This window comes from Acinetobacter sp. WCHAc010052 (assembly GCF_002165295.2).
Classification (GTDB): domain Bacteria; phylum Pseudomonadota; class Gammaproteobacteria; order Pseudomonadales; family Moraxellaceae; genus Acinetobacter; species Acinetobacter chinensis.
The window spans coordinates 449,516-473,312 of record NZ_CP032143.1; the positions used below are offsets into that span (position 1 = coordinate 449,516).

Sequence of the window (23,797 nt, forward strand, 5' to 3'; positions counted from 1 at the left end):
AACATGAGAACACCAAAGATCCGCAGGAAAACCTATCTGGACTTTTTGCATACATGGCAAGACCGTGACCTGATTAAAGTGCTGTCGGGCGTGCGTCGTTCAGGCAAATCGACTTTATTGGCATTGTTTCAGCAGGATTTACAGGCACAGGGCGTACAGCCACAAAATATCATTGCCATTAATTTTGAAATGATGGAATTTGAAGAGCTGACCGACTATCGTAAACTGCAAGACTATATTTTATCAAAAGTCGATAAAAGCCAAAAAAACTATGTGTTTTTAGATGAAATTCAGTATGTTGCACAATTTGAAAAAGTCGTAGATTCCCTCTATGTACGAGAGTGTATCGACTTATATATTACAGGTTCAAATGCGTTCTTTTTAAGTGGTGAGCTGGCAACTTTGCTTACAGGACGCTATATCGAACAGCATATTTTACCCTTATCATTTCAGGAATTTAAACAATGGCATGTAGAAAATAATCCACAGATTAGTCAATTATCCAACCCCGATCTATATGAGATGTATCTACAAAGTAGCTTTCCTTATACGCTGGCAATATCGAACCAGCAAGAAAGCTATGATTATTTGCAAGCTGTGTACGCCAGTATCATGTTTAAAGATGTGATTCCACGTTTAAAGACGAGTGATGTGAATGCACTGGAACGAGTGGCAAAATATTTAGCCAGCGTCACAGGCTCAGCCATTTCCATCAATAAAATCAAAAACACCTTTGCTTCCAGTGGTGTGAAAATTTCCTTTGAAACCGTCAAACGCTATATTCAGGGCTTGCAGGATAGTTTGCTGTTTTATCGTGTTGCACAATTTAAAGTGCGTGGTCGTGAGTTGCTGCAATCATCAGAAAAATACTATCTGGTTGATGTGGGTTTACGCCGTATCATGCTGCCCGATGCCAATGCAGACCAAGGACATATTTTAGAAAACGTGATTTATCTGGAATTACTAAGACGTGGCTATACGGTTTATGTCGGGCGAGTTGATGAATATGAAATTGATTTTGTAGCAGTCGATACGATGCAAAATCTTGCTTATTATCAAGTGGCTTTAGACACGCTCAACGAAGATACTTTGGCACGAGAATTACGCCCACTGCAAAAAATATCCGACTCCTATCCAAAGTATCTTTTAACTTTAGATCGGATCGGTGCTGATGCAAATTATAATGGTATTGTGAAAATGAATGCTTTGGATTGGCTGTTATCTAAAGAAAATCGTTAAATTGGTGCAGTCCTGTTCTTGATATATTACTGAATAGGCCTGCAACAAAAAAACTACTTCTTAAACAACGACCCCAACAGTCCCCGAACGATTTTCTGACCTGTACTGCCTCCCAGGCTGCGGGCAACACTTTTTGCAAATGTCCCTACAATATCCTGTGTCAGTTTTGCGCGTGCAGCTGCTTCTTTCTCAGCTTCTTTAGCCTGAAGCTTTTCCAGTCGCTCCTGTTCTTTGGCTTGCTGTTTTGCAAGTGCATCCTGCTCTTTCGCCTGCTGTGCAGAGAGAGCATCAGCCTGTTTCTGCTGTTCACTTTCAGACACTTTACGCTGCAGCATTTCATAGGCGCTGTCACGGTCTATTTCCTGTTCATAAACGCCCGCCACGATGCTTTGTGTCATCAGTGTTTTCCGTTCATCAGGTGTAATTGGGCTGAATGAGGAGTAGGGAGGCATCACCATGCCTTTTTCCACAATCTGAGGCGTACCCTGTTCATCCAGGCAGCTGATCAGCGCTTCACCCACAGCTAACTGAGTAATGGCTTCATCCACCTTAAACTCAGGATTTGCCCTGAATGTATCAGCTGCGGTTTTTACTGCTTTCTGATCTTTTGGTGTAAATGCCCGTAATGCATGCTGTACACGGTTCCCCAGTTGTCCCAGGACATTTTCAGGAATATCCAGTGGACTTTGGGTAATAAAATAAATACCCACACCTTTCGAGCGGATCAGGCGCACCACCTGCTGAATTTTTTCCTGCAGTGCGGGGCTGGCATTATCAAACAGCAAGTGTGCTTCATCAAAGAAGAACACCAACTTAGGTTTGTCCATGTCGCCGACTTCAGGCAGTTTTTCAAACAGCTCTGAGAGCATCCACAGCAGAAAAGTTGCATACAGCTTGGGTGTATTCATCAGCTTGTCAGCAGCCAGCAGGTTGATATATCCCTGACCATTGCTGTCGGTCTGAATAAAATCCATGATATCTAGGCTGGGCTCGCCAAAAAACTTATCTCCACCCTGATCGGCCAGAGCGAGCAGATTACGCTGAATTGCACCCAGGCTGGCAGGTGAAAGATTGCCATATTCGGCTTTCAGACTGGCTGCATTTTCACTGACATAAGTCAGCATGGATTTTAAGTCTTTAAAATCAATCAGCAGCAAGCCCTGATCATCTGCAACGCGGAATATAGCAGAAAGCACACCTTCCTGTGTGTCATTCAGATTCAGCATCTGTGCCAGCAGTAATGGACCGATTTCTGAAATGGTGGTGCGGATCGGGTGTCCCTGTTCACCAAAAAGATCCCAGAATGTCGTTGGAGATGAAGCAAAAGGAACGCTGTCAATTCCTAAGCTTTTAATGCGTTCGTCAAATTTAGGATTGGATGCGCCAGCTTTGGCAATACTTGAAACATCACCTTTGGCATCGGCAAGAAATACAGGTACACCAAGACGTGAAAAACTTTCTGCAAGTACTTTGAGCGTTACAGTTTTACCTGTACCTGTCGCCCCTGCAATCAGTCCATGACGGTTGGCAAATTGTGAATGTAAAACGATGTCTTGTGAGGTATCTGATGTTTTTTTTGCAATGACGATTGGCGTTGCCATAAATAAACCTATTTCTAACTATAAACTTTGGAATTATTGGCTTAATTTTTAACATAGAAAGAATGTGTTGTGCTTAATTTTTATCTGTTTTTACAATGCTCAGACAATGTCCGACTAGATATTAAATCACTGAATTTATAGTGCTTATAGATGTTTTGATGTGTGTAATTCACATTCTAATAATGTGTACCAAAAAAGAACAACAGGCTTTACTATGCATGTTGTTCTTAAGTGCTATTAAATGCCTTTGATTTACAAAGCTTTTAAAGCCTGCTGAATATCCGCAACTAGATCATCAGCGTCTTCCAGGCCAATACAAAAGCGAACCAATATGCCTTGTTGTAAATGTGAATGCTCTAAATGACGCATATCAGCCAGGTTATACAACATCACTAAACTGACAGGTCCGCCCCAACTGAAACCGAGTTTAAAAAGCTTTAAAGCATCGCAGAATTTACGAATCGCATTCATATCATATTTAGCTTTAAAGATGACACTGACTAAGCCTGCACTTTGTTCGGTCTGACAAGTTTCTTTCCAATATGAATGGCTGATATTTTCAGGGTCAGCAGGGTGAAGGACTTGTGCAAAAGTCTCTTGTGTTTTGAGCCACGTTAAAAGTTGTAATGCGCTATTTGATTGATGCTGATAGCGGATTTGCATCGACGCTAAGCTACGCTGAACTTGTGCTGCATCATCCCCTGAAATCGCAATGCCCTGTACGGCATGAGTACGGAACAGTTTGTGATGTAATGCTTTATCCTGAGTAATGACAGAACCCATCAGAATATCACCGCCACCACTCGGATACTTGGTCAGTGCATGGACGGTTATATCGACGCTCAGATGTTTATCGCTGAAATCAAAAGCATTAAATGCAAGTCCTGCGCCCCAGGTGTTGTCTAAAGCAGTCAGTATATTGTGAGCCCTGGCTTTTTTGACCAGACCGATCAGATCCGGAAATTCAAGCGTGATGGAGCCGGCAGCCTCGAGCCACAGCAGCTTTGCTTTTTCAGTCGGCTGAAATGTCGTTGCATCAATAGGGTCGTATACACGAACCTGAATACCGTAATGACTTTCCAGGTAATTCAGATGCTCCATATTGGGACCATAGATATTGTCAGGAACCCAGACTTCATCGCCCTGATATAAAAAACAGGAATTGACCAGGTTTATTGCAGAAAGACCACTGGGCGTCAGGAGGTGGTATTTCCCACCTTCGATCTGAGCAATGTTGTCGCCCAGGGTAAATGTGGTTGGTGTTCCATGTGTGCCATAGCTGTAGTCGTAGTCATCGGTCCAGTGGCGATTAAACAGTGCATCGGTATTTCTGAAAATAATCGTGGATGCACGAAACAGGGGAGGCTGTATGGTTTCAATATACTGACCGGCTTTTCTTGGTGCATGAATCAGTGCTGTCTGAAATTTTTTGTCCACAGATATACTCTAAAAATTATTGCTGATTGACCTAAGCTTAAGAGTAAACGGTGTTTTATGGCTAGAGAATCCTGTAAATGTTTAAAAATATAACAAAAACGGAAGTTGGCTTTATTTTTGCTAAATCTAATCAGAGTAAATATAAAAATGAGTCTTTAAATGATGAAGTCAGCATTAAAAGTACATTATTTTCAACATATTGCAGGTGAGGGGTTTGGCAGTTGTCTGAGTTATCTCAAAGCTGGATATGCAGAGATTACAGCAACCGAATTTTTTGCATTACCTGTGGAGCAGCCACTTGAGCTTGAAGCACTGCCAGAGATTAATGATGTTGATCTGCTCATTATTATGGGTGGCACAATGAGTGTAAATGATGAAGCAAATTTTCCATGGCTGAAAGTTGAAAAACGCTGGATACGACGTTATCTGGCACAGGGAAAGCCGGCTATTGGTCTTTGTCTGGGCGGACAGCTGATTGCCAGTGCACTGGGTGCGGCTGTCAGCCGGAACCGTCATCAGGAGCTTGGGTGGACATCCGTGACGAAGGTTGGAAATGTACCGGAAGGAACTTTTGAACTGCCTGAAGTCTTCAGTGTCATGCAGTGGCACAGTGAAACATTTGAACTGCCGAAAGGGGCGGTTCATCTTGCTGAAAATAGTGTTTGCCGTAATCAGATGTATCAGCTGGGCAGTAATGTGCTGGGTTTTCAGTTCCACCCTGAAATGACCCCAGGGGTATTACAGATGTTTCTGGAAAATGATGAGGAGCTTGCGGTTTTTGATGGTATCTATGTACAGAACGAAAAGGAGTTGAAGCAATCGCCAGAACACTGTTTTGAACAAGGAAATCAGCTGCTCAACAGAGCAATAGACTATGTTCTGGCTAAAACTGCGTGCTGATTAAATAATAAACACCTGATCCTGCTGAACTTCTGTAATCAAAACGAAAAAAGGTAAAAGAAGTTTGCTTATGCATTAAACAATCGCTATAATGAGCGACCCTTTAATGAAAGGGGGTTGGCTGTGAATAAAACAGTCAGCATCGTGACAGTCGTGGCATCGATCATGACCTTAGTGATATTCACTGCTCTTGACACTTGCCTTTATAGTGGGGTGAGATGCGTCAGGAGTGATTCTTTATATATTTGGCTTGGAGTTAACTGGTATGTCTAACCAGAGAATTCGTATCCGTCTTAAGTCTTTTGATCACCGTTTAATTGATCAATCTTCTCAAGAGATCGTAGAAACAGCAAAACGTACTGGCGCACAGGTTTGTGGTCCAATCCCGATGCCTACCCGTATCGAACGTTTTAACGTTTTAACATCACCACACGTTAACAAAGATGCGCGTGACCAGTATGAGATCCGCACTTACAAACGTCTGATCGACATCGTTCAGCCTACAGACAAAACTGTAGATGCACTGATGAAGTTGGATCTTGCAGCTGGTGTTGATGTTCAGATCGCATTGGGTTAAGGCTTTCGGTTAATTAACGCTCTAAGTTAATTAGGCCGCTTTTTTAGAGGTTTATGCACATGGCTATTGGTTTAGTCGGTCGCAAGTGCGGTATGACACGTATCTTTACAGATGCTGGTGTTTCTGTACCTGTAACAGTGATTGAGGTTGATCCTAACCGCATCACTCAAATCAAAACGCTTGAAACTGATGGTTATCAAGCGATTCAAGTCACTACTGGTGAACGTCGCGAATCTCGCGTAACTAACGCTCAGAAAGGTCACTTTGCGAAAGCTGGTGTTGCTGCTGGTCGTCTGGTTCAGGAATTCCGCGCTACAGAAGCTGATCTTGAAGGTCGTGAAGTTGGTGGTTCTCTTACCGTTGAGCTGTTCACAGTGGGTCAGATTGTTGACGTAACTGGTCAGTCTAAAGGTAAAGGTTTCCAGGGTGGTGTTAAGCGTTGGAACTTCCGTACGCAAGATGCTACACACGGTAACTCTGTTTCTCACCGTGTTTTAGGTTCTACTGGTCAAAACCAGACTCCTGGTCGCGTATTCAAAGGCAAAAAAATGGCTGGCCATTTAGGTGCTGAACGCGTAACTACACAGGGTCTTGAAATCGTTGCTATCGACGTTGAACGTTCAGTTCTTGTTGTTAAAGGCGCGGTTCCTGGTGCTACCGGTGGTGACGTAACTGTACGTCCTACAATCAAGGCCTGAGGGGAAATATTGTGAATTTAAATACTGTTTCCGGCTCTGCTGTTGAATTATCTGAAGTTGCTTTCGGTCGTGAATTCAACGAAGCTCTTGTACACCAGGTTGTTACAGCTTATTTAGCTGGTGGTCGTCAAGGCTCTAAAGCACAGAAATCACGTGCAGACGTTTCTGGCGGTGGTAAAAAACCATTCCGTCAGAAAGGTACTGGCCGTGCGCGTGCTGGTTCTATCCGCAGCCCGATCTGGGTTGGTGGTGGTAAAACTTTTGCTGCCCGTCCACAGGACTGGTCTCAAAAAGTAAACCGTAAAATGTATCGCGGTGCAATGCAATGCATCCTGGCTGAACTTGTTCGTCAAGATCGCCTGGTACTGGTTGAAGAGTTTGCTGTTGCAGCTCCAAAAACTAAAGAATTGCTTGCGAAACTTAACGACTTGAATGCAGTTCGCGCATTGATCGTTACTGATGCTGTTGATGAGAATCTGTATCTTGCTGCACGTAACCTTCCACACGTTGATGTGGTTGATGCTGCTGGTATTGATCCTGTTAGCCTGATTGCGTTCGATAAAGTTGTTATGTCTGTTGCTGCTGCTAAGAAAATTGAGGTAGAACTCGGATGAACAACGAACGTATCTATCAAGTCCTGCAAGGACCTGTATTCTCAGAAAAAGCACAAGTTTTAGGTGAAACTGCTGGTGTTCAGGTTTTTAAAGTTGCACTTGATGCAAACAAACTTGAAATCAAAAAAGCAGTTGAGCAACTCTTTGGTGTTCAGGTTGTTAAAGTTAACACAACGATCACTAAAGGTAAGACTAAACGCTTTGGTAAAACTATCGGACGTCGTTCTGATGTTAAAAAAGCATACGTCACCCTGAAAGCTGGCCAGGATGTTGAAATGGCTGACTTGGGCGATACCGCTGAAAGCGCAGCGGAATAAGGACGAAAATTATGCCAATTCAAAAATGTAAGCCAACGTCTCCAGGGCGTCGCTTTGTAGAGAAAGTGGTTCATAATCACCTTCACAAAGGCGCACCATATGCTCCGTTGACAGAAGCTAAAAAACGTACTGGTGGTCGTAACAACAACGGTCACATTACGACTCGTCACGTTGGTGGCGGTCATAAACAACAGTACCGTATTGTTGACTTCAAACGTAACAAAGACGGCATTCCTGCTGTAGTTGAACGTATTGAATACGATCCTAACCGTACAGCTCATATTGCACTTGTGCTTTATGCTGATGGTGAGCGTCGTTATATTATTGCACCTAAAGGTCTTCGCGCTGGTGATAAAGTACAGTCTGGTAACGATGCTCCAATTCGTCCAGGTAACTGCTTGCCACTTCGCAACATGCCTATCGGTTCTACTCTTCACAACATTGAACTTAAAATCGGTAAAGGTGCTCAGTTAGCACGTTCTGCTGGTACTTCGGTTCAGCTGTTGGGTCGTGACGGTTCTTACGCAATCGTTCGTCTGCGTTCAGGCGAAATGCGTAAAGTACACGTTGAATGTCGCGCTGTGTTAGGTGAAGTATCTAACTCAGAAAGCAACCTTCGTTCACTTGGTAAAGCAGGTGCATCCCGCTGGCGTGGCGTTCGTCCTACCGTTCGTGGTATGGCGATGAACCCAGTTGATCACCCACATGGTGGTGGTGAAGGGCGTAACAAAGGTATTCAACCTGTAAGCCCATGGGGTCAAAAAGCGAAAGGGTACAAGACACGTACCAACAAGCGTACGACTAAGATGATCATTCGCGACCGTCGCGTTAAGTAACAAGTAAAGGAATCTGACAATGCCTCGTTCTCTGAAAAAAGGCCCATTCGTCGATGCGCACTTGTTCGCTAAGGTTGAAGCGGCTATCGCGGCTAATAACCGTAAGCCGATCAAAACTTGGTCGCGTCGTTCGATGATCCTCCCAGATTTTGTTGGTTTAACAATTTCTGTCCATAATGGCCGTAACCATGTTCCAGTGATTGTATCTGAACACATGGTTGGTCATAAACTCGGTGAATTCGCGCCAACTCGTACCTATCGTGGTCACGGTGTTGACAAGAAATCTAAACGTTAAGGTGCGATGATGGAAGTTACTGCTAAATTATGCGGTGCCGCTATCTCGGCACAAAAAACTCGTTTGGTTGCAGACCTGATCCGTGGCAAATCTGTTGCTCACGCGCTTAATATCCTGAACTTCAGCAACAAAAAAGCTGCTGTTCTGGTTAAAAAAGCATTGGAATCTGCGATTGCAAACGCTGAACACAATAACAGTTTAGATGTAGACGACCTTAAGGTAACTACGATTTACGTTGATGAAGGCACAAGCCTTAAACGTATTATGCCACGTGCTAAAGGCCGTGCAGATCGTATTACTAAGCGTACTTGTCACATTACCGTTAAGGTAGGGGTTTGATATGGGTCAGAAGGTTCATCCAATCGGTATCCGCCTTGGTGTTGTAAAACGTCATAACGCCAACTGGTATGCGAGTCCGAAACAATACGCTGAATACTTGCTTAAAGATTTGCAGGTTCGTGAGTTTTTAACTAAAAAACTTAAGAATGCAATGATCAGCAACATTCTTATCGAACGTCCTACAGGCGCTGCTAAAGTAACAATCAGCACTGCCCGTCCTGGTATCGTAATCGGTAAAAAAGGCGAAGACATTGAGAAATTACAGCGTGAGCTTACTCAGATCATGGGTATCCCTGCGCAAGTAAGCATCAACGAAATCGATCGCCCTGACCTGGACGCACGTCTGGTTGCTGAAGCTATCGCTTCTCAGCTGGAAAAACGTGTAATGTTCCGTCGTGCTATGAAGCGTGCGGTACAGAACACAATGCGTGCTGGTGCTAAAGGTATCAAAGTTGAAGTTTCTGGTCGTTTAGGTGGTGCAGAGATTGCACGTACTGAATGGTATCGTGAAGGTCGTGTACCTTTGCATACACTTCGTGCGGACATCGACTACGCTACTATGCGTGCTGAAACAACTTACGGTACGATTGGCGTTAAAGTATGGATTTTCCGTGGTGAGATCTTAGGTGGCATGAAACAAGTCATGAACCCTGCTCCTGCTGAAGAACGTCCAGCTAAACGTGGTCGCGGTCGTGGTGAAGGTCAGGAGCGTCGTGGTCGTCGCAATGATCGTTCTGCTGAAAAAGGAGAATAATCCATGTTGCAACCTAAACGTACTAAATTCCGTAAAGTGCAGAAAGGCCGTAACACTGGTCTGGCACATCGCGGTAGCACTGTATCTTTCGGTACAATTGCGCTTAAATCTGTTGAGCGTGGTCAGATGACTGCTCGTCAAATTGAAGCTGCGCGTCGTACAATCAGCCGTCGTATTAAACGTGGTGGTAAGATCTTTATCCGTGTTTTCCCAGACAAACCAATTACTGAAAAACCATTAGAAGTTCGTATGGGTAAAGGTAAAGGTTCTGTGGAATACTGGGTTTGCCAAATCAAACCAGGTAAGATCTTGTACGAAATGGATGGTGTTAGTGAAGAATTGGCTCGTGAAGCGTTTACGCTTGCTGCAGCTAAACTTCCTTTCAAAACCACTATCGTTACTAAGACGGTGATGTAATGAATACTAAAGATCTACGTGAAAAATCGGTAGAAGAGTTGACAGCTTTGCTTGATGAGCAACAGCTTAACCAATTCCGTCTTCGTATGGCGAAAGCAACTGGTCAACTGGGTAAATCGCATGAAGTTGCGCTTACTCGTAAGACTATTGCTCGTATCAAGACCCTCCTTACCGAAAAACAGGGGAACGGACAATGAGTGAGCAAACAGTTCGCACGTTAACAGGTAAAGTCGTAAGCGACAAAATGGACAAGTCTATTGTTGTGCTTATTGAACGCCGCGTTCAACACCCGTTGTATGGCAAATCAATCCGCCGTTCAACTAAATTACACGCTCATGATGAGAACAACACAGCTAAAACTGGTGATGTTGTAACCATTAAAGAAAGCCGCCCAATTTCTAAAACTAAGTCTTGGACTCTGGTTGAAGTTGTTGAAGCAGCTGCTGAGTAATTAACGTTCTTGTTGCATCATCGGTCAATTTCGAGTACTCTTTGAGCCTTTCGAAATTGCGACCGGTGATGCTCGGTTTTGGAGTAGGGCAATGATTCAGACCGAAAGTATGCTCGACGTAGCAGACAACAGTGGTGCTCGCCGCGTACAATGTATTAAAGTACTGGGTGGTTCACATCGTCGTTATGCTTCTGTTGGCGACATTATTAAAGTTACTGTAAAAGAAGCTATTCCACGCGCACGTGTTAAAAAAGGTGACGTGATGAATGCTGTTGTTGTACGTACAAAATTCGGCATCCGTCGTCCAGATGGTTCAGTTATCCGTTTCGACGATAACGCAGCTGTTATTTTGAACAACAACAAAGCGCCGATTGCAACTCGTATTTTCGGACCAGTGACTCGTGAACTTCGTACTGAACAGTTCATGAAAATTATTTCATTGGCTCCTGAAGTTCTATAAGAGGCAATCATGGCTAAGATTAAAAAAGGCGATCAAGTAATTGTGATCGCAGGTAAAGAAAAAGGCAAACAGGGTACTGTTCTGTCTGTTTCAAATGACACGGTTAAGGTTGAAGGTCTTAATCTTGTTAAGAAGCACCAGAAGCCAAACCGTGTAACTGGCGCTGAAGGCGGTATTGTTACTCAGGAAGCTTCGCTTCATATTTCAAATGTGGCAATTTTTAATGCTGCAACCCAAAAGGCTGACCGTGTTGGTTACCAAGTGATTGAAGGCGTGAAAACTCGCGTATTCAAATCAAATGGTGAATCAGTGGCGGTAGCGAAGTAATAGGTTGAAATAGGCTATGGCCAGACTTAAAACACGTTATAACGACGAAATCCGCGCTAAGTTAAAAGAAGAACTTGGCCTGGGTAATGTGATGGAGATTCCTCGCATCACTAAAATCACTATCAATATGGGTGTTGGTGCAGCTTCTGCTGACAAGAAACTCCTTGATGGTGCTTTATCTGATATGCAGGCTATTGCTGGTCAAAAACCAGTTTTAACTTTAGCTCGTAAATCAATCGCTGGTTTTAAAATCCGTGATGGTTGGCCGATCGGTTGTAAAGTTACTTTACGCGGCGAACGTATGTACGAATTCTTAGACCGTCTGATCTCTATTGCGATTCCTCGTATCCGTGACTTCCGTGGTTTTTCTGCGAAATCATTTGATGGACGTGGTAACTACTCAATGGGTCTCAAGGAACAGATCATGTTCCCTGAAATCGATTTTGATAAGATCGATCGTATTCGTGGTATGGATATTACTATCACTACGACCGCTCGTACTGATGACGAAGGCCGTGCGCTTATGCGTGGTTTCGGCTTCCCGTTCAAATAAGAGGTCGATATGGCTAAGAAAAGTATGATTAATCGCGAATTGAAACGCGAAACTACTGTTGCTAAATACGCTGCAAAACGTGCTGAATTAAAAGCTGTTATTGCAAACGTAAATGCATCAGATGAAGAACGTTTCGAAGCGATGATGAAGTTACAGGCATTACCACGTAATGCATCTCCAGTACGTCTGCGTAACCGTTGTGGTTTAACTGGTCGTCCTCATGGTTACTTCCGTAAGTTCGGTTTAAGCCGTAACAAATTACGTGACACAGTAATGCAGGGTGATGTACCGGGCGTTGTTAAGGCAAGCTGGTAAGGAGCGACTATAAATGAGTATGCAAGATACCGTTGCCGACATGTTAACACGTGTTCGTAACGCACAAATGGCAAAGAAACAGACTGTTTCTATGCCTAATTCAAAGTTGAAAGTTGCTATTGCTAACGTACTTCAACAAGAAGGTTATATTGCTGATGTTGCTGTTGCTGATAATGAAGGCAAAGCGACTTTAACAATTACTTTAAAATATTTCGAAGGCAAACCAGTTATTGAAACTGTGAAACGCGTAAGCCGTCCAGGTCTGCGTCAGTATCGCGGTAAAGATAACCTTCCTAGCGTTAAGCAAGGTTTAGGTGTTGCAATTGTTTCTACAAGCAAAGGCATCATGACTGATCGCGCTGCACGTGCTGCGGGCATCGGTGGTGAAGTTATTGCTTTTGTTTCTTAATAGGTGATTCCTCATGTCTCGTGTGGCTAAAGCCCCAGTAACTGTGCCTAACGGTGTGACAGTTACTCAGAACGGCCGGCAGGTCGAAGTGAAAGGCACTAAAGGTACATTGTCTTTCAACCTGCATGCGCTGGTCGAGCTCAAACAGGAAGACGGTACATTAGTTATTGCTCCTAAAGCAGAGTCGAAAGACGCTTGGATGCAGGCTGGTACTGCTCGCGCTGTGCTTAACAACCTTGTTAAAGGTGTTAGCGATGGTTTCGAACGTAAGTTACAACTGATCGGTGTTGGTTATAAAGCTGCGGTTAAAGGTAACGTTGTTAACCTTAACCTTGGTTTCTCTCACCCGATTGATTACAACCTTCCTGAAGGTGTAACTGCTGAAACTCCTACAGCGACTGAAATTATCCTGAAATCTGCTGATAAAGCGAAATTGGGTCAAGTTGCTGCGGAAATCCGTGGTTACCGTCCACCAGAGCCTTATAAAGGTAAAGGTGTTCGTTATTCTGACGAAGTTGTACTTCGTAAAGAAGCTAAGAAGAAATAAGGCGCGAGGTTCTTATGAACGAAAAGAAACAATCCCGTTTGCGTCGTGCGAAAAGCACACGCTTGCACATCCGTGCATTGGGTGCGACTCGCCTGTGTGTAAACCGCACACCGCGTCACATCTATGCTCAAGTTATTTCAGCAGATGGTGGCAAAGTTTTAGCGCAAGCTTCAACTTTGGATGCTACTTTACGCGCTGGTACAACTGGTAACGTTGAAGCTGCCACTAAAGTAGGTGCTTTAATCGCAGAACGTGCGAAAGCTGCAGGTGTAACTAAAGTTGCATTTGACCGTTCTGGTTTTAAATATCATGGTCGTATCAAAGCCTTGGCTGATGCTGCTCGTGAAAACGGCTTGGAGTTCTAATCATGGCTAAAGTTGAACAAAACGAAGGTCTTGTTGAAAAGCTGGTTGCCGTTGATCGTGTAGCCAAAGTTGTTAAAGGTGGTCGTATCTTCTCTTTCACAGCATTGACTGTGGTAGGTGATGGCAATGGTCGTGTAGGTTTTGGTCGTGGTAAAGCACGTGAAGTTCCAGCTGCTATTTCTAAAGCACTTGAAGCTGCTCGTCGCAACATGATTACTGTAGAACTGACTGACGGCACTCTGCAACATCCAATCAATGCACGTCATGGCGCAAGCCGTGTTTACATGCAACCTGCTTCTGAAGGTACAGGCGTAATCGCAGGTGGTTCTATGCGTGCCGTACTGGAAGCTGTTGGTGTGCGTAACGTATTGACTAAATGTTATGGTTCTACTAACGCTGCAAACGTTGTTAACGCGACTTTTAATGGTCTGCGTGACATGACTTCTCCAGAGAAGGTTGCTGCGAAACGTGGTCTTTCAGTAGAACAAATTTTAGGGTAATCAATCATGAAAACGATTAAAGTTACCCAGACTAAATCTGCTTCGCACCGCTTGAAAAATCACAAGCTTAGCCTGCAAGGTTTAGGTCTGCGTCGTATTGGTCATACTGTAGAAGTGGTGGATACCCCTTCTAACCGTGGTATGATCAACCAAGTCTACTATATGGTTAGTGTAGAGGAATAAGCCATGACTCTGCGTTTAAATACAATTGCACCTGCTGAAGGTGCTAAGCGTGATAACCTTCGTCTGGGCCGTGGTATCGGTTCTGGCGTTGGTAAGACTGGTGGCCGTGGTGTCAAAGGTCAGAAATCACGTAAGAGCGGTGGTGTACGCCCAGGTTTCGAAGGTGGTCAAACTGCACTTTATCGTCGTTTGCCTAAATTCGGTTTCACTAGCCAACAGGCTCTGAAAACTGCGGAAGTACGTCTATCTGAACTTTCTAAAGTTGAAGGTGATATTATTTCACTTGAAACTCTGAAAGCAGCTAACGTTGTGCGTAAAGATATGATTCGTGCCCGTATCGTACTTTCTGGTGAAATTACCCGTGCATTCACTGTACAAGGTGTTGCATTGACTAAAGGCGCTAAAGCTGCTGTTGAAGCTGCTGGCGGTAAAGTCGAGGAGTAATCTCCAGTGTCTATGTCTCCTAGTTCTTCAGGTCATGTCAATATGATGAAAGGCCAGCCATTTCATGTGAAATACCGTGAGATTATAAGCCGTATGATGTTTCTCATCGGTGCTTTGCTGGTTTTTCGACTGGGAGCGCATATTCCAGTACCAGGCATTAACAATGCAGCATTGGAAAATCTGTTTAATGCAAACCAGGGAACTATCCTTGGTTTGTTTAACATGTTTTCAGGTGGTGCACTGGAGCGGATGTCGATTCTTGCTTTAGGGATTATGCCGTATATTTCTGCATCTATTATTGTGCAGTTAATGTCGACTGTTGTTCCTTCGCTTGAAGCTTTGAAAAAAGAAGGCGAGCAGGGTAAGCGTAAAATCAATCAGTATACCCGTCAGGGTACGCTGTTGCTTGCGCTTGTGCAGGCTGTAGGTATGTGTGCAGGTCTGATCGGTCAGGGGATTACCTTGAGCTCGGGTCTTGCATTTTATGTTCCCGCAGTGTCTTCTCTGGTTGCAGGTACTATGTTCCTGATGTGGCTTGGTGAGCAGATCACTGAACGCGGAGTGGGAAATGGTATTTCAATGATCATTTTTGCTGGTATTGTTGCCGGGCTTCCAAATCTGATCATGCAGTCCCTGTCATCAGTTGACAGTGGGCAGACCAGTCTGATCGGTCTTGTTATTTTCGGCTTGCTTTCACTTGGTGTATTGGCTGCTATTGTGTTTATTGAGAAAGCGCAACGTCGCATTCCGGTAAACTATGCACAGAAGCAACAGGGTCGCCGGGTATTCACTGCTCAGCAGACACATCTACCATTAAAAATTAATATGGCGGGTGTTATTCCGGCAATTTTTGCAAGTTCATTACTGTTGTTTCCTGCGAGTCTTGGACAGTGGGTTGGCAGTTCTGATCCAAATGCCGGTTTGATTAAGCGTAGCCTGCAGGATCTGGCACTCGTGCTTTCGCCTGGGCAACCGTTATATTTGGTGCTCTTTGGTGCGTTAATTATCTTTTTCTGCTACTTCTACACAGCGCTGGTTTTCAGCCCTAAAGAAGTATCAGAGAACTTGAAACGCAGCGGAGCTTACGTGCCTGGTATTCGTCCAGGAGAGCAAACTGCTCGTTACTTAGATCATATTCTCAACCGATTGACATTTATTGGTGCGATCTATATTACAGTAATCTGTTTAATGCCAATGGTACTGCAAAGTTCATTTGGTATTCCATTCTATCTGGGTGGGACATCATTACTTATTGTGGTTGTTGTTGTGATGGACTTTATGGCTCAGCTACAGGCTCATCTGACTTCACATCAATATGATAATCAATCGCTGATGAGAAAAACGACTGCTCATCCTAAGGGATAAGCGCACTTAGAGGTTTCATCATGAAAGTACAGGCTTCTGTAAAGAAAATTTGTGGTAACTGTAAAGTTATCAAGCGTCATGGGGTTATTCGCGTAATTTGTAGCGCTGAACCTCGTCATAAGCAGCGTCAAGGTTAATCTGATCAAGACCTGTTGATTTCAGTAGGCTAATTAGGTTATTATCCGCCCCTCAAGATTTTTGTGGGGCGGTTGATTATCTTGACTGCCTTTTTGGAGAAAATTGAATGGCTCGTATTGCCGGTGTAAACATTCCGGATAACAAGCATGCTGTTATCTCTCTCACGTACATCTTTGGTATTGGTCGCCACACTGCTAAGAACATCTTAGCTGCTGCAGGTATCACTACTACAACTAAGATCCGTGAATTAGACGACGCTCAGCTTGATGCGATTCGTGCAGAAGTTGCTAAGGTTCCGACCGAAGGTGATTTACGTCGCGAAATTTCCATGAACATTAAACGTTTAATGGATTTAGGCTGCTACCGCGGTCTTCGTCATCGTCGCAGCTTGCCTGTCCGTGGACAACGCACCAAAACTAACGCACGTACCCGTAAAGGTCCGCGCAAACCTATTAAGAAATAAGATTTCTGGAAGCTAAAAGATGGCTAAAGATACTCGCACACGCAAGAAGGTCACCCGTACCGTCTCTGAAGGTGTTGCACACATTCACGCTTCTTTTAATAACACCATTGTTACGATTACCGATCGTCAAGGTAATGCATTGGCTTGGGCTACCTCCGGTGGACAAGGCTTCCGTGGATCACGTAAATCAACACCGTTTGCTGCTCAGGTAGCTGCTGAAGTTGCTGGTAAAGCTGCTTTGGATTACGGTTTGAAAAACCTGGATGTCCTTGTAAAAGGTCCTGGTCCAGGTCGTGAATCTGCGGTTCGTGCATTAGGTGCAGTGGGTTATAAAATTAACAGCATTACCGACGTGACGCCAATCCCGCACAACGGTTGCCGTCCACCTAAAAAACGTCGCGTGTAAGGAGAAACATTCATGGCTCGTTATATTGGTCCAAAATGCAAACTCTCTCGCCGCGAAGGGACAGACCTGCAATTAAAATCTGGCGTTAAACCATTTGACGTCAAAACTAAAAAACATGCTAAAGCTCCTGGCCAACATGGCGGAGCTCGTGGTGGTAAGCAATCTGAGTACTCACTACAATTACGTGAAAAACAAAAAGTACGTCGTATGTACGGTGTTTTAGAGCGTCAGTTTAGTAATTACTACAAAGAAGCTGCTCGTGTGAAAGGCGCAACTGGTGAAAACCTGTTGAAACTGCTTGAAAGCCGTCTGGATAACGTTGTTTATCGCATGGGTTTTGGTTCTACACGTGCAGAAGCTCGTCAGCTTGTATCTCACCGCTCAATCACTTTGAATGGCCGTCGTGTTAACATCGCGTCTATTCAGGTTAAAGCTGGTGATGTAATTGCTGTACATGAAGGTGCTAAACAACAACTGCGTATCAAAAACGCTGTTGAATTAGCTGCACAACGTGGCATTCCTTCTTGGATGGAAATTGACCATTCTAAGCTGGAAGGTACGTTCAAAGCTGCACCTGATCGTTCAGATTTACCTGCTGAAATCAACGAAAGCTTGATTGTAGAATTGTATTCTAAATAATCCTTGAGGTAGCAATAATGACGCGTACTGCAAATGAGTTTCTAACTCCGCAAGCGATCAAGGTCGAAGCGGCAAGCGGGACCTCGGCAAAAGTTATTCTGGAACCGTTAGAGCGTGGCTTTGGTCATACTCTTGGTAATGCTTTACGTCGCATCCTTCTTTCTTCTTTACCTGGCGCTGCTGTGGTTGAAGTTGAGATTGAAGGTGTCGAGCACGAGTACAGTACTTTAGAAGGCTTGCAGCAGGACATCGTCGAGCTCTTGCTGAACCTGAAAGGATTGTCTATTAAGCTGTTCGATCAAAACGAAGCATATTTGACATTGGAAAAACAGGGTCCTGGCGACGTAACTGCTGCTGACCTTCGTTTACCACATAATGTTGAAGTGGTTAACCCTGAACATCTGATCGGTACTCTAAGTGCTTCAGGTTCGCTGAAAATGCGCCTGAAAGTTGCTCAGGGTCGCGGTTATGAAACATCTGATTCTCGATTCCCGGAAGGCGAAACCCGTCCAGTGGGTCGTTTACAGCTTGATGCTTCATACAGCCCGATCAAGCGTGTGTCTTACACAGTTGAAAATGCTCGTGTAGAACAGCGTACGGATCTTGATAAACTTGTAATTGATCTTGAAACCAACGGTACTGTTGATCCAGAGGAAGCGATCCGTAAAGCTGCAACTATTTTGCAGCAACAGATTGCGATCTTTGTTGATCTTCAGAAAGATCAGGCACCTGTGGCTCAGGAACCTCGTGAAGAAGTTGATCCAATCCTGCTTCGTCCAGTTGATGATCTAGAGCTTACTGTTCGTTCTGCTAACTGTTTGAAAGCAGAAAATATTTACTACATTGGTGATCTGGTACAGCGTACTGAGGTTGAGTTACTTAAAACTCCTAACCTGGGTAAAAAATCGCTTACTGAGATCAAAGATGTTCTGGCTTCGAAGGGCTTACAGCTCGGCATGCGTTTAGAGAACTGGCCACCAGCCAGTCTCCGTATGGACGATCGTTTTGCCTATCGCAGCCGTTAATTAAGTAGGACTATCACCATGCGTCATCGTAATAGTGGTGTGAAATTAGGCCGTACAAGCAGTCATCGTAAAGCGATGTTCCAAAACATGGCTAATTCTTTGTTCGAACACGAGTTAATTAAAACTACTGTTCCTAAAGCAAAAGAATTACGTCGTGTTGCTGAGCCTTTAATCACTTTAGCTAAAGTCGATTCTGTAGCAAACCGCCGTTTGGCATTTGCTCGTACTCGCTCAGCTGCAACTGTTGGTAAATTATTTACCGTTCTTGGCCCTCGTTACAAAGAACGTAACGGCGGTTATCTACGTGTTCTTAAAGCGGGCTTCCGTGCAGGTGATGCTGCACCGATGGCTTACGTTGAGCTTGTAGATCGCGAAGTTAAATAATTTCGCAGAAAGAGCAACAGGTTGTTCGAAAAGGTCGGTTTTTTAACCGACCTTTTTTATTGTCTGAAAATAAAAAAGTTATATATTTGAAGCTTAATAATAACTTTAGGCTGAATGAATAATGACTGGAAAACTTAGGGGCGGAGATTGAGCATATTAAAATAGAGGATTTTTTACTAATAACACCACGTGAAATAAATAATACGTATTTTGCGTAGGACATTTAAAGTATTCTTTGTTTTTGAAATGATCATTCCTGAAGCCGAATATTCACTTTATATCTTTGAGAAGACTGAAATTGATCATGCAAATGGTTTTAAAATTCAAAGCTCGCTGATTCTGACAGTTGGCTTTTATCCGGTTCCAATAGATACTGGTTGCTGAATGAAAGTGTCGATGAGTCTGATGATTATGATCTACTGCCTTATGGGGCAGAATTACGTGCAGAAACTATGGATGAGTTCAAAAAATTATTGGACTGAATTAATGCTGGTGTTGGAAGAATGATGATTAAACTTCTGTATAGTATTTAATATCAGCATCTTATGGTGTTTTTTTAATAAAATCCAATCATTTATTGTCTGACAATATTTGAAATTGTCCTGAACTGACATGAATTTCGTCAGTTTTTTTTAAACTTGACATTGCGTATTGTCAAATTTGTGATTAAATAAAAATGTACTTTTAAAAAGGTTATAAAAAGAACATGGAAAAGCAAGTTGATATTCTGATTGTTGGTGCTGGTATTTCTGGTATTGGTGTAGCCGCGCATCTTTCAAAAAACTCACCACAACGTTCATTTGAAATTATTGAGCGCCGGGAAAGCTTTGGGGGCACCTGGGACTTATTTAAATATCCAGGCATCCGTTCTGATTCTGATATGTCTACTTTTGGTTTTAATTTTAAACCTTGGCAAAAAGCAAATGTTCTTGCAGATGGTGCATCAATCAAAGGCTATGTTGCTGAAGTTGTAGATGAATTTAAGCTTAAAGATAAGATTCACTTTAATCATCGTGTCCGCACTGCAAACTATGATTCATCTTTAAAGAAATGGGGTGTAGAAATTGAAGATCCGAATGGTAAGTTACAGACCTGGGTTGCTAATTTTGTGGTCGGTTGTACCGGTTATTATAATTATGATCAGGGTTATCAGCCTGATTATCCAGGAAAAGAAAACTTCAAAGGTGAGTTTGTCAATCCGCAGTTCTGGCCTGAAAATTTAGACTATTCTGGTAAGAAGGTAGTGATTATTGGCAGTGGAGCAACAGCAATTACCCTGGTGCCTGCAATGTCCAAAGGTGGTGCAGGGCATGTGACCATGTTACAGCGTTCGCCAACTTACATTGCGTCCATTCCATCTGTTGATTTTGTGTATGACAAAATGCGTAAGGTACTTCCTGAAGATGTTGCGTATAAACTTACACGAGCACGTAATATTGGTATGCAGCGCGGTATCTATGCTTTAGCTCAGAAGCAACCGAAGCTTCTGCGTAAACTGCTTTTAAAATCAATTGAAATGCAGTTGAAAGGCAAAGTGGATATGAAGCACTTTACCCCTGCTTACAACCCGTGGGATCAGCGTTTATGTGTTGTACCTGACGGCGATTTATTTAAAATTCTACGCTCAGGTAAGGCGAGTGTTGAAACAGATCATATTGAGAAAATCACTGAGACCGGTATTCAGCTGAAATCAGGTAAACATCTGGATGCGGATATTATTGTGTCTGCAACAGGTCTTGAGATCCAGATTCTGGGTGGTATTAAAGCCACGATTGATGGTAAAGAAATGAATACTTCACATCATATGCTGTATCAGGGTGTGATGGTCAGTGATGTACCCAATATGGCGATGATCATTGGTTATATCAACGCTTCCTGGACACTGAAAGTGGATATCGCGGGTGAATACATCAGCCGTCTTGTGAACTATATGGACAAGAAAGGTTTTGATGAGGTGATTCCACAAGGGGATGCAACTGAGTTGATGGAAGATACGGTCATGGGCAGTTTATCTTCAGGTTATATTGCACGTGCTGCGAATGTCATGCCGAAACAGGGTAAACATGCACCATGGAAAGTGACCAATAACTATCTTGCAGACCGTAAAGAGCTTAAAAATGCCAAATTTGATGATGGTGTACTGAAGTTTCATAAACGTGAGGCTCAGTCTGCAAAAAAGCCTAAACTGGTTTCTTAATCTGGTTTAAGAGACATAAAAGGAGCTTCGGCTCCTTTTTTAATGCCTTTAAATATTGTGCGAAGCGGGCTTTGAACTGTTGTGCATAAAAACAGATGCATTAAATAAAGAGCATGGATGTCTGTAATGAACAGACCCAAAAAAAGGAGCATATCGCTCCTTTTTCGTTTATGGGAAATGCTTAGAGTGAACGGGAAATCAGTTCTTTCATGATTTCATTGGTACCTGCATAAATGCGGTTTGCACGGTTGTCGATATAAGCACGGGCAATCGGGTACTCAAGCATATAGCCATAACCACCATGCAGCTGTAAGCATTCATCGACAACTTCAGAGAACAGTTCTGAAATTTTATATTTGGCAGCCGCAGCAGCATCCACCCCTAGTTTTTCTTCGAGTTGCAGTTCCATACAGCGGTCTAAATAGGCACGGCAGAAATCAATTTCAGTGCGCATTTCAGCCAGTTTGAAACGGGTGTTCTGGAAAGCACCAATCGGTTTGCCAAATGCTTTGCGGTCTTTTGTATATTGCAGGGTATGTGCAAATGCAGCCTCAGAACCCGCCTGACAGATAATGGCAACCAGCATACGTTCCCATGCCAGTTCTTTCATCAGCATAATAAAGCCCATGCCTTCCATACCCAGCAGGTTTTCTTTCGGAACACGGACATTGTCAAAGAACAGCTCGCAGGTATCCTGTCCTTTCATACCGATTTTATTCAGCGGCTTACCTTTGCTGAAGCCTGCACGATCCGCTTCTACAATAATTAAAGATAAGTTTGCTGACCCTTTGTCTGAATTACCTGTTTTACAGACCACAATCGCCATGTCACATAAGTAACCATTGGTGATGAAGATCTTGGAACCGTTGATGACATATTCATCACCATCCAGTACAGCCGTGGTACGTACACCCTGTAAGTCAGAGCCCGTGCCAGGTTCAGTCATGGCAATAGCGGTCACGGTTTCACCAGAAGCCATTTTAGGTAACCATTTTTTCTTTTGTTCTTCGTTACCAAAGTTATTGACATAATTGGCGACAATATCTGAATGAAGTGAGAAACCTGTTGAGGAGTCCATCGCATACGCCTGTTCTTCAATCAGAATCATGCTGTAACGACGGTCTACACCATAGCCACCATATTCTTCAGGCATGGTTGCACAGAGAAGCCCCATTTCCCCGGCTTTGTTCCAAAGATCACGGTCTACATGCTGTTGAGCTTCATATTTTGCGATGTTGGGAACGACTTCTTTTTCATAAAATTTACGTACTGTTTCGCGAAAAGCCTCATGTTCAGCATTGAATAATTGACGAGGCAGCATATTTGCTAAAGGGCGGATTGCACCAGACTGCATTGTTTTTTTCCTTAAGAATTTTCCTTGTAAACAGAAGTTAAAATATTGCTGAAAAATGAACAATGTGATGAATGCTCAATTGCATAAAAAAACTGATGAATTTGGTCATTTGCAGGAATTCTGTCGGCACTTTTTATACTGATGCGTTAAACTAGGCAGTAAAACCGATTGGGGAAATTGTATGAGCGAAGAAATCAGCCTGGAAGAAAGAAAGGTCATTTACCGTGCCCGCAGAGGACTGAAGGAAATTGATGTTTATTTTGATCCCTATGTAAAAAATTATTATCTTCAGGCGGATGCAGAAGAAAAAGCTGTTTTTGGTGAACTGGTGGATCAGGAAGACCCGGATTTACTTGACTGGTTTATGGAGGTTTCTGAACCTCCCCGTCCGGAAATGAAAACGCTGATCCAGAAGCTGAAACATTACGTTCATGGCTGATCTGAGTTTTAATGTAGGGCGCAGCAGAACGGGCTGCGCAATACAGATACTTGCTTTGATGCTGGTGCTGACGGCACTGTATCAGGTGATCAGTCCTGGAATATGGCTGGTTGGTGTATGTATTGCGCTATATTCACTGATCAGGCTGAATGGAAATCAGAAGCCGTTTGTGCTGTCCAGACTTGATCATCAGTTATGGTCAGTGACAGAGCAGGGTAAATCCAGTCAGCTTGAAATTGAAAAAATTCTGGATTTTCAGTTACTGGTCATCGTCTGTTTTCATCAGAAGGAAGATCAAAACCGTATCATCTGGCGTGATCAGTTAAGCTATAAGCAATGGAAAAGTATAAAAACACTGGCAGAAATGCTCTGATTGTCCAACAGGCATTAAATTTTAAGAATAATTATATTGAATAAATACAGATAGATAATACTTTTTCAGGAGTACATTGTCAGACAGGGTCTGTATAAATATGCATAAAAGATTAATTGTCAGACAATTTTTAAGCAATGAAACTCAAAGCCCATGTACATTAAACCTACCAACAGCCAACTGAGGAAGTCACCATGGTGATGTCAAACTGGATGTTTCTGGTAATAGCGATTGTTCTTGCAATTGTTATAGGACGACTGGGAACTGTGCTGAAGGAACGATTTGCACAAGAATAGCCCCGAAAGGGTTTTGAGTTAACAAGTAGCATGTGCCGAACCGTCGCAATGCTACTTTTTTTTGCCCGAAATTTCATATTTCTGCCAGTTCAGTCAATTATCCCGCCCTGATTTCGTGGCAAAGTATTCATTGGATTAGA

The 23,797-nt window shown here is 43.3% G+C and carries 35 protein-coding genes and 1 pseudogene; 33 read left to right on the top strand and 3 right to left on the bottom strand.

Annotation, left to right across the window (positions count from 1 at the left end):
* The first annotated feature begins 3 nt into the window (after positions 1 to 3).
* Complete coding sequence (locus CDG61_RS02500) at positions 4 to 1,239, top strand: ATP-binding protein (RefSeq protein ID WP_087549944.1); 1,236 nt, start codon at positions 4 to 6, stop codon at positions 1,237 to 1,239.
* Between the two features lie 53 nt (positions 1,240 to 1,292).
* On the opposite strand, the gene CDG61_RS02505 is transcribed toward CDG61_RS02500, so the two are convergent.
* Both CDG61_RS02505 and CDG61_RS02510 read right to left on the bottom strand, forming a co-directional pair.
* On the bottom strand, positions 1,293 to 2,840 hold the full coding sequence (locus tag CDG61_RS02505; RefSeq protein WP_087549945.1) for a helicase HerA-like domain-containing protein: 1,548 nt from the start codon (positions 2,838 to 2,840) through the stop codon (positions 1,293 to 1,295).
* A gap of 252 nt (positions 2,841 to 3,092) precedes the next feature.
* On the bottom strand, positions 3,093 to 4,277 hold the full coding sequence (locus CDG61_RS02510; RefSeq protein WP_087549946.1) for a PLP-dependent transferase: 1,185 nt from the start codon (positions 4,275 to 4,277) through the stop codon (positions 3,093 to 3,095).
* 162 nt (positions 4,278 to 4,439) lie between these two features.
* Between CDG61_RS02510 and CDG61_RS02515 the strand changes: the two genes are divergently transcribed.
* The 30 genes and pseudogenes from CDG61_RS02515 to CDG61_RS02660 all read left to right on the top strand — a co-directional run bounded on the left by CDG61_RS02515 (position 4,440) and on the right by CDG61_RS02660 (position 21,195).
* Positions 4,440 to 5,177 (top strand): type 1 glutamine amidotransferase, encoded by a 738-nt coding sequence (locus CDG61_RS02515; protein ID WP_087550024.1) that lies wholly within the window; start codon positions 4,440 to 4,442, stop codon positions 5,175 to 5,177.
* A gap of 265 nt (positions 5,178 to 5,442) precedes the next feature.
* Positions 5,443 to 5,754, top strand: a complete 312-nt coding sequence (gene rpsJ, locus CDG61_RS02520) for a 30S ribosomal protein S10 (protein WP_004725677.1) — start codon at positions 5,443 to 5,445, stop codon at positions 5,752 to 5,754.
* 59 nt (positions 5,755 to 5,813) lie between these two features.
* Positions 5,814 to 6,452 carry a 50S ribosomal protein L3 gene (gene rplC, locus CDG61_RS02525; RefSeq protein WP_087512822.1) on the top strand — a complete coding sequence of 213 codons (639 nt, stop codon included), beginning with the start codon at positions 5,814 to 5,816 and terminating at the stop codon, positions 6,450 to 6,452.
* Positions 6,453 to 6,463: 11 nt separating this feature from the next.
* Entirely contained in the window at positions 6,464 to 7,066 is a 603-nt protein-coding gene (rplD, locus tag CDG61_RS02530; RefSeq protein WP_087512821.1) for a 50S ribosomal protein L4, read from the top strand.
* Positions 7,063 to 7,383, top strand: a complete 321-nt coding sequence (gene rplW / locus CDG61_RS02535) for a 50S ribosomal protein L23 (RefSeq protein ID WP_087512820.1) — start codon at positions 7,063 to 7,065, stop codon at positions 7,381 to 7,383. Before rplD ends, rplW begins: the two co-directional genes overlap by 4 nt.
* Positions 7,384 to 7,394: 11 nt before the next feature.
* The gene (gene rplB, locus CDG61_RS02540) at positions 7,395 to 8,219 is read left to right on the top strand and encodes a 50S ribosomal protein L2 (RefSeq protein ID WP_087549947.1); all 825 of its coding nucleotides are present in this window, start codon (positions 7,395 to 7,397) and stop codon (positions 8,217 to 8,219) included.
* Between the two features lie 19 nt (positions 8,220 to 8,238).
* Entirely contained in the window at positions 8,239 to 8,514 is a 276-nt protein-coding gene (gene rpsS / locus CDG61_RS02545) for a 30S ribosomal protein S19 (protein WP_004281508.1), read from the top strand.
* Positions 8,515 to 8,523: 9 nt separating this feature from the next.
* Positions 8,524 to 8,853 (top strand): 50S ribosomal protein L22, encoded by a 330-nt coding sequence (rplV, locus tag CDG61_RS02550; RefSeq protein WP_087512818.1) that lies wholly within the window; start codon positions 8,524 to 8,526, stop codon positions 8,851 to 8,853.
* A 1-nt stretch (position 8,854) separates the two neighbouring features.
* A pseudogene (gene rpsC, locus CDG61_RS02555) lies at positions 8,855 to 9,668 on the top strand (30S ribosomal protein S3); the annotation flags it as partial.
* A complete protein-coding gene (rplP, locus tag CDG61_RS02560) occupies positions 9,611 to 10,024 on the top strand; it encodes a 50S ribosomal protein L16 (RefSeq protein ID WP_087512817.1) in 414 nt (137 codons plus the stop codon). The pseudogene rpsC and the gene rplP, both read left to right, overlap by 58 nt.
* On the top strand, positions 10,024 to 10,221 hold the full coding sequence (gene rpmC, locus CDG61_RS02565) for a 50S ribosomal protein L29 (RefSeq protein WP_087512816.1): 198 nt from the start codon (positions 10,024 to 10,026) through the stop codon (positions 10,219 to 10,221). The genes rplP and rpmC overlap by 1 nt, the downstream gene beginning before the upstream one ends.
* Positions 10,218 to 10,475, top strand: a complete 258-nt coding sequence (gene rpsQ, locus CDG61_RS02570; RefSeq protein WP_004691314.1) for a 30S ribosomal protein S17 — start codon at positions 10,218 to 10,220, stop codon at positions 10,473 to 10,475. Before rpmC ends, rpsQ begins: the two co-directional genes overlap by 4 nt.
* A 91-nt stretch (positions 10,476 to 10,566) precedes the next feature.
* Positions 10,567 to 10,935, top strand: a complete 369-nt coding sequence (gene rplN / locus CDG61_RS02575; protein ID WP_004657680.1) for a 50S ribosomal protein L14 — start codon at positions 10,567 to 10,569, stop codon at positions 10,933 to 10,935.
* Positions 10,936 to 10,944: 9 nt separating this feature from the next.
* The gene (gene rplX, locus CDG61_RS02580; RefSeq protein WP_087512815.1) at positions 10,945 to 11,262 is read left to right on the top strand and encodes a 50S ribosomal protein L24; all 318 of its coding nucleotides are present in this window, start codon (positions 10,945 to 10,947) and stop codon (positions 11,260 to 11,262) included.
* Positions 11,263 to 11,278: 16 nt separating this feature from the next.
* Positions 11,279 to 11,815 carry a 50S ribosomal protein L5 gene (gene rplE, locus CDG61_RS02585; RefSeq protein WP_087512814.1) on the top strand — a complete coding sequence of 179 codons (537 nt, stop codon included), beginning with the start codon at positions 11,279 to 11,281 and terminating at the stop codon, positions 11,813 to 11,815.
* Between the two features lie 9 nt (positions 11,816 to 11,824).
* Positions 11,825 to 12,130 (top strand): 30S ribosomal protein S14, encoded by a 306-nt coding sequence (gene rpsN, locus CDG61_RS02590; RefSeq protein ID WP_087512813.1) that lies wholly within the window; start codon positions 11,825 to 11,827, stop codon positions 12,128 to 12,130.
* Between the two features lie 13 nt (positions 12,131 to 12,143).
* Positions 12,144 to 12,539, top strand: a complete 396-nt coding sequence (gene rpsH / locus CDG61_RS02595; RefSeq protein WP_087512812.1) for a 30S ribosomal protein S8 — start codon at positions 12,144 to 12,146, stop codon at positions 12,537 to 12,539.
* Positions 12,540 to 12,552: 13 nt separating this feature from the next.
* Positions 12,553 to 13,086 carry a 50S ribosomal protein L6 gene (rplF, locus tag CDG61_RS02600; protein ID WP_087512811.1) on the top strand — a complete coding sequence of 178 codons (534 nt, stop codon included), beginning with the start codon at positions 12,553 to 12,555 and terminating at the stop codon, positions 13,084 to 13,086.
* A 14-nt stretch (positions 13,087 to 13,100) separates the two neighbouring features.
* Positions 13,101 to 13,451 carry a 50S ribosomal protein L18 gene (gene rplR, locus CDG61_RS02605; protein ID WP_004650473.1) on the top strand — a complete coding sequence of 117 codons (351 nt, stop codon included), beginning with the start codon at positions 13,101 to 13,103 and terminating at the stop codon, positions 13,449 to 13,451.
* A 2-nt stretch (positions 13,452 to 13,453) separates the two neighbouring features.
* Positions 13,454 to 13,951: a 30S ribosomal protein S5 gene (rpsE, locus tag CDG61_RS02610; RefSeq protein ID WP_087512810.1), complete on the top strand. Its 498-nt coding sequence runs from the start codon at positions 13,454 to 13,456 to the stop codon at positions 13,949 to 13,951.
* Between the two features lie 6 nt (positions 13,952 to 13,957).
* Positions 13,958 to 14,134, top strand: a complete 177-nt coding sequence (gene rpmD / locus CDG61_RS02615) for a 50S ribosomal protein L30 (RefSeq protein WP_087512809.1) — start codon at positions 13,958 to 13,960, stop codon at positions 14,132 to 14,134.
* A 3-nt stretch (positions 14,135 to 14,137) separates the two neighbouring features.
* Positions 14,138 to 14,578 (top strand): 50S ribosomal protein L15, encoded by a 441-nt coding sequence (rplO, locus tag CDG61_RS02620; RefSeq protein ID WP_087512808.1) that lies wholly within the window; start codon positions 14,138 to 14,140, stop codon positions 14,576 to 14,578.
* Positions 14,579 to 14,623: 45 nt separating this feature from the next.
* Positions 14,624 to 15,943 (top strand): preprotein translocase subunit SecY, encoded by a 1,320-nt coding sequence (gene secY, locus CDG61_RS02625; protein ID WP_171405524.1) that lies wholly within the window; start codon positions 14,624 to 14,626, stop codon positions 15,941 to 15,943.
* A 20-nt stretch (positions 15,944 to 15,963) separates the two neighbouring features.
* Positions 15,964 to 16,080 carry a 50S ribosomal protein L36 gene (gene rpmJ, locus CDG61_RS02630; protein WP_068973582.1) on the top strand — a complete coding sequence of 39 codons (117 nt, stop codon included), beginning with the start codon at positions 15,964 to 15,966 and terminating at the stop codon, positions 16,078 to 16,080.
* Between the two features lie 107 nt (positions 16,081 to 16,187).
* The gene (rpsM, locus tag CDG61_RS02635; protein ID WP_004725722.1) at positions 16,188 to 16,544 is read left to right on the top strand and encodes a 30S ribosomal protein S13; all 357 of its coding nucleotides are present in this window, start codon (positions 16,188 to 16,190) and stop codon (positions 16,542 to 16,544) included.
* Between the two features lie 19 nt (positions 16,545 to 16,563).
* On the top strand, positions 16,564 to 16,950 hold the full coding sequence (gene rpsK / locus CDG61_RS02640; protein ID WP_001040166.1) for a 30S ribosomal protein S11: 387 nt from the start codon (positions 16,564 to 16,566) through the stop codon (positions 16,948 to 16,950).
* 12 nt (positions 16,951 to 16,962) lie between these two features.
* Positions 16,963 to 17,589: a 30S ribosomal protein S4 gene (gene rpsD, locus CDG61_RS02645; RefSeq protein WP_087512806.1), complete on the top strand. Its 627-nt coding sequence runs from the start codon at positions 16,963 to 16,965 to the stop codon at positions 17,587 to 17,589.
* 17 nt (positions 17,590 to 17,606) lie between these two features.
* Positions 17,607 to 18,614: a DNA-directed RNA polymerase subunit alpha gene (locus tag CDG61_RS02650; protein WP_087512805.1), complete on the top strand. Its 1,008-nt coding sequence runs from the start codon at positions 17,607 to 17,609 to the stop codon at positions 18,612 to 18,614.
* Between the two features lie 18 nt (positions 18,615 to 18,632).
* Complete coding sequence (gene rplQ, locus CDG61_RS02655) at positions 18,633 to 18,998, top strand: 50S ribosomal protein L17 (RefSeq protein ID WP_067726622.1); 366 nt, start codon at positions 18,633 to 18,635, stop codon at positions 18,996 to 18,998.
* A gap of 706 nt (positions 18,999 to 19,704) precedes the next feature.
* Entirely contained in the window at positions 19,705 to 21,195 is a 1,491-nt protein-coding gene (locus CDG61_RS02660; RefSeq protein WP_087549948.1) for a flavin-containing monooxygenase, read from the top strand.
* Positions 21,196 to 21,376: 181 nt separating this feature from the next.
* Here CDG61_RS02660 and CDG61_RS02665 read toward each other — a convergent pair whose 3' ends face one another.
* Positions 21,377 to 22,549 carry an acyl-CoA dehydrogenase family protein gene (locus tag CDG61_RS02665; RefSeq protein ID WP_087549949.1) on the bottom strand — a complete coding sequence of 391 codons (1,173 nt, stop codon included), beginning with the start codon at positions 22,547 to 22,549 and terminating at the stop codon, positions 21,377 to 21,379.
* Between the two features lie 181 nt (positions 22,550 to 22,730).
* Here CDG61_RS02665 and CDG61_RS02670 point away from each other — a divergent pair, with 181 nt between their 5' ends.
* Both CDG61_RS02670 and CDG61_RS02675 read left to right on the top strand, forming a co-directional pair.
* Entirely contained in the window at positions 22,731 to 22,988 is a 258-nt protein-coding gene (locus CDG61_RS02670; RefSeq protein ID WP_087512802.1) for a succinate dehydrogenase assembly factor 2, read from the top strand.
* A complete protein-coding gene (locus CDG61_RS02675) occupies positions 22,981 to 23,361 on the top strand; it encodes a hypothetical protein (RefSeq protein WP_087549950.1) in 381 nt (126 codons plus the stop codon). Before CDG61_RS02670 ends, CDG61_RS02675 begins: the two co-directional genes overlap by 8 nt.
* Positions 23,362 to 23,797: the final 436 nt, after the last annotated feature.